Annotated in this window: 6 protein-coding genes; all 6 read left to right on the plus strand. The window is 68.7% G+C overall.

Annotation, left to right across the window (positions count from 1 at the left end; all coding sequences use genetic code 11):
* Positions 1-117: 117 nt before the first annotated feature.
* A complete protein-coding gene (locus tag ACFC0D_RS38100) occupies positions 118-765 on the plus strand; it encodes an HAD family hydrolase (protein ID WP_376446597.1) in 648 nt (215 codons plus the stop codon).
* Between the two features lie 43 nt (positions 766-808).
* Positions 809-2023, plus strand: coding sequence for an MFS transporter (locus ACFC0D_RS38105; RefSeq protein ID WP_376446600.1), 1215 nt, complete (start codon positions 809-811; stop codon positions 2021-2023).
* The gene (locus ACFC0D_RS38110) at positions 1992-3170 is read left to right on the plus strand and encodes an acetoin utilization protein AcuC (protein WP_376446603.1); all 1179 of its coding nucleotides are present in this window, start codon (positions 1992-1994) and stop codon (positions 3168-3170) included. The genes ACFC0D_RS38105 and ACFC0D_RS38110 overlap by 32 nt, the downstream gene beginning before the upstream one ends.
* Positions 3171-3254: 84 nt before the next feature.
* The gene (locus ACFC0D_RS38115; RefSeq protein ID WP_376446606.1) at positions 3255-4070 is read left to right on the plus strand and encodes a phosphatase; all 816 of its coding nucleotides are present in this window, start codon (positions 3255-3257) and stop codon (positions 4068-4070) included.
* Positions 4071-4198: 128 nt separating this feature from the next.
* Positions 4199-4408 carry a helix-turn-helix domain-containing protein gene (locus ACFC0D_RS38120; protein WP_158988220.1) on the plus strand — a complete coding sequence of 70 codons (210 nt, stop codon included), beginning with the start codon at positions 4199-4201 and terminating at the stop codon, positions 4406-4408.
* Between the two features lie 132 nt (positions 4409-4540).
* On the plus strand, positions 4541-4639 hold the full coding sequence (locus ACFC0D_RS38125; protein ID WP_003948845.1) for a 30S ribosomal protein bS22: 99 nt from the start codon (positions 4541-4543) through the stop codon (positions 4637-4639).
* Positions 4640-4754 lie beyond the last annotated feature (115 nt).

Here is a 4754-nt window from a genome sequence, read left to right on the forward strand (position 1 = left end):
GGTACTGCAGGGGGGACCCTGTGGGAGAGTAGGACGCCGCCGAACAATCATTGTGGGAAAGCCCCGCACCTTATGGTGCGGGGCTTTTCTGCGTTCAGAGGCCTTTATCGTGGGCGTATGCGCTACGACCTGGTGATCTTCGACAACGACGGTGTGCTCGTGGACAGCGAGCCGATCTCCAACAAGCTGTTGGCCGGCTACCTGACGGAGGTCGGGCACCCCACCACGTACGAGGAGTCCGTGCGGGACTACATGGGGTCCGCGATGCACCGCATCCACGAACTGGTCGAGGAACGGACCGGGCAGCGCCTGCCGGCGGAGTTCGACGAGACGTTCCACGGGCGTGTCTTCGCCGCCTTTCAGCGGGAGTTGGAGGCGGTGCCCGGGGCCGGGGACGTGCTCAAGGGGCTCGTCGACGACGGGGTTCCGTACTGTGTGGCCTCCTCGGGCAGTCATGAGCGGATCCGGGTCGGACACCGGAAGACCGGGCTCGACGTCTGGTTCCGGGACGAGAACATCTTCAGTTCCGAGGATGTCGGGCGCGGCAAGCCGTCGCCGGACCTGTTTCTCTATGCCGCTGAGCAGATGGGGGTGACGCCCGAGCGGTGTGTCGTGGTCGAGGACAGTCGGCTCGGGGTCCAGGCGGCGCGTGCGGCGGGGATGGATGTGTACGGGTTCACCGCGATGACGCCCGAGGAGAAGCTGACCGGCGCCACCGGGTTCTTCCGCAGGATGGACGAGTTGCCGGCGATATTGGGCGTGTGATCCATCTACCCATGGGTAGGACCGGGTCCTACGCTGTGCCGCCATGACGGATGCGCGGTTGCGGCGTGGGCGGGGATCCCTGGCGGTCAGTTTCTTTGTGCAGGGAGTCACGTTCGCGCTCCTTGTGACCCGAATACCGGCGATCCAGGACCGGTACGGGATCTCGGACGGGCTGCTGCCCGTCTTCCTGGCCGCCGTGCCGATCCTGGCCGGTGTGGCCAGTGTGGGCACGGAGAAGGTCGTGGCCCGAGTGGGGCCGGGGGTGGTGCTGCGGTGGTCGCAGCCGCTTGTTCTCCTGGCGTTGCTCGGGGTCGGGGCGGGGAACGAGCTGTGGCAGGCGGCCGTCGCGCTCGGGGTCTTCGGCCTCGCGGTCGGTGCGCTGGACGCGTCGATGAACATGCTCGGGGTCAGCCTGCAGCGGGCGTACGGGCGGAGCATCATGCTCGGTTTCCACGCCGCGTACAGCCTGGGCGGGATCGCGGGTGCGTCTCTGGCGTGGGCGGGCGCGCACTGGCATCTGCCGCTGTTCGTCTCCTATCTGCCGGTGGTGGCAGTCCTGTTGCCGGCCGCGTTCATCGGCAGCCGGTGGTACACGCCGGGGGTGGCGCCGGAGGGCGCTGCGGAGCTGCCCGTGAGTGAGGCGACGAAGGGCGGCGTGGGGGTTTCGTTCAAGCTGTTGCTGCCGCTGTGTCTCGTCATGACGTTCGCGTACATCGGGGATTCGACGGTCTCCAACTGGAGTGCCAAGTACCTCCAGGACGTGCTCGGCAGTTCGGAGGAGCTGGCGACCGTGCCGTACAACGCGTACATGGTCACCACGCTGCTCGGGCGGGCGGTGGGTGACTTCGGGGTACGGCGGCTGGGGGCCACGATGGTCGTGCGGGGCGGGGCCGTGCTTGCCGCGATCGGGTTCGCGGTCGTCGCGGTGGCGCCGGGGGCGTGGGTGGGGATGGCCGGGTTCACCGTGCTGGGGCTCGGGCTGAGTGTGATCGTGCCGCAGACCTTCGCCGCCGCGGGCAGGTTGTTCCCGGGGGCCAGCGATGCGGCCGTGGCCCGGCTGAATGTCTTCAACTACGTGGGGTTCCTGATCGGCTCCCCGTTGGTGGGGGCGCTCGGTGATGCCTGGAGCTACCGGGGGGCGATGCTGGTGCCGATGGTGTTGGTCCTGGTGACGGTGGCGTACGCCACGTCGTTCGGTTCTCAACCGGCCCGATACGGTGGCGGGCATGAGCGGCCGCGCACTGTTGATGTGGGATGAAGCTGTCACGGGGTACGACTTCGGGTCCGAGCATCCGATGGATCCGGTACGGCTCGCGCTGACCATGGGGTTGGTGCGGGCGTACGGGCTCGATCGGGCCGTGGACGTGGTGGCGGCGAAGCCGGCCGGGGACTCGACGCTCCGGTTGGTGCACCGTGAGGACTATGTGGCGGCGGTTCGGGCCGCTTCGGAGAACCCGAGGGCTGCGGATCAGTCGTACGGGCTCGGGACGGCCGACGATCCGGCGTTCGCCGGGATGCACGAGGCGTCAGCGCTGATCGCCGGCCAGTCGGTGGGTGCGGCGGAGGCGGTGTGGCGCGGCGAAGCCGCCCATGCGGTGAACTTCGCCGGCGGGCTGCATCACGCGATGCCGGGGAGCGCGTCCGGGTTCTGCATCTACAACGACGCGTCGCTGGCCATCGCCCGCCTGCTCGAGCTGGGTGCGGAGCGGGTCGCGTACGTGGATGTGGACGTGCATCACGGGGACGGGGTGCAGGCGGCGTTCTGGGAGGATCCGCGGGTTCTGACGATCTCGCTGCACGAACATCCTCGGACGCTGTTCCCACAGACGGGGTGGCCGGAGGAGACGGGTGCGGCGGGTGCGGGCCAGGGGTCCGCGGTGAATGTGGCGCTGCCGGCGGGGACAGGGGACGCGGGGTGGCTGCGGGCCTTCCACGCCGTCGTACCGGAGCTGCTGGCGGATTTCCGGCCGCAGGTGCTGGTGACGCAGCACGGCGCGGACACGCACTTCGAGGATCCGCTGGCGCATCTGGCGGTGTCGCTGGATGCGCAGCGGGCCGTGCAGGTGGCCTGTCATGAGCTCGCGCACGCGCATGTGGACGGCGGGAAGTGGGTCGCGCTGGGTGGCGGCGGGTACGCGGTGGTGGACGTGGTGCCGCGCTCATGGACGCATCTGGTGGGGATCGCCGGGCACGCGGAGATCGATCCCGAGTCGGTGATTCCGTCGTCCTGGCGGGATCTGGTGTACGCGCGGACGCGGCAGCCGGGACCTGTGCGGATGACGGACGGGCTGTGGCCGGTGGGCCGGCGAGACTGGGAGGAGGGCTACGACCCGGCCGACCGGCTCGACCAGGCGATTCTGGCGACGCGGCGGGCGGCCTTTCCGCTCAGGGGGCTGCTCCCGTAGGTCTGAGTGGCGTGGTTACGCCAACTGTGGGGTCTCCCTGGCGTTTTGACCCGTTGTCGGGTCCGCTCGGGCAGCATCGATGGGGTGCTGAGTACCGGGGCGTTGCGGGCGCATTTGTTGGCGGCGGGGTTGGCTGGGACGGTGGCGACCTCGCGGGAGGTGAGCCTGCGGAGCTACCGGCTGTTCGCCGCGCGGGATCCGCGGGTGATGCTGGGGCTCGACCCTCAGTGGGGTTGGGGCGAGGGCGAGTTGTTACGGCTGATGGCCGACAAATGCGGGGTGTCGGGGGATCCGACGCACCGATCGGGGCCCGATGTCATCGATCCGGAGCGGACGTTGGGCGGGCTCGACGCGTTCGCCGCGCGGCTGGGTGAGGCGGCGGGGCGGCGGGCTCCGGTGTTGTTCGGGACGGGGCATCCGCACCGTTTGCTCGGGTTCTACGCCGGGCTCGCAGACGCTTTGTCGGCGGCGGGATGTCTTGTTCTCACACCCGCGCAGGGGCGATGTGTCGACATAACGACCCGGTTCGGCCTACGCACGTACACCCTCGACTACGTACGCGGTGTCGCGTTGGTGCGAGAACCGGGTCTGCCGGGAACCGGGCGTGAGACGGGGGCGCACACCCACTCGCCGCTGCCGGTTAGGGCCGCTCTCGAGGGTGCCGTGCTGGGTGGCTGGCCGCTCCCCGAGCTTGTCGTCGGGGACCACGGTTGGGTCTGCGGTGCAGGTCAGCTGGGTTTCGAGGCCATCGGTCTGGCAGATACGGACGATCCCGCGCTGTTCGTCGGTGAGGCGGAGGGGCAGGTCTCCGTAGCCGTTCCGCTTGATGACGCGGTGCGGTCCGATTACTACCGGCCGCTTACTCGCTATGTACTCAATCGAGCGAGTCTGTCACGGTAAACGGCCGATGGCTGCTCCTCTTCCCCACTCGTACCACACGCCCCTAGTCTGGAGCGTGAGCGCACAGCGACGCAGGGTCACCGGAGGGGAAGCCGGTGGGCGTCGTGTGCGGAAGGTACAGGTGGGTCATGGCTGCTGGCGATCGACCTCTCAACGAGGTCAAGTTTCTGACCGTGGCGGAAGTCGCCTCGGTGATGCGAGTGTCGAAGATGACCGTGTACCGCTTGGTGCACAGCGGTCATCTGCCGGCGATCCGGGTGGGGAGGTCCTTCCGGGTCCCGGAACAGGCGGTTCACGAGTACCTCAGGGAGTCTTTCGTGGGGGTGGAGACCGCGTAGCGGGCGCGCGGCCGGGAGTCCGTCCGCCCCTCGGATTACAAGTGCGGCGCTCGGGCCGGTAGGCTAAGCCCTCGTAGGTCGTGTGGGCCCAGACGCCCCGCACCGAGTGAAGAGAAGTGAGCGAGGGTAGTCGTGGGCTCTGTTATCAAGAAGCGGCGCAAGCGGATGGCCAAGAAGAAGCACCGCAAGCTGCTCAAGCGCACCCGCGTTCAGCGTCGCAACAAGAAGTAAGCGACGGCTGTACGTGACATCGCGGCCCTTCCACCACACCGGTGGGAGGGCCGAGGTGCGTTCCGGCCCGCGATACGCGGCCCGCGTTAAGCGTCGGTTCGGGTCGGTTCAGGTC

It is taken from the genome of Streptomyces sp. NPDC056222 (genome assembly GCF_042264065.1).
GTDB lineage: Bacteria > Actinomycetota > Actinomycetes > Streptomycetales > Streptomycetaceae > Streptomyces.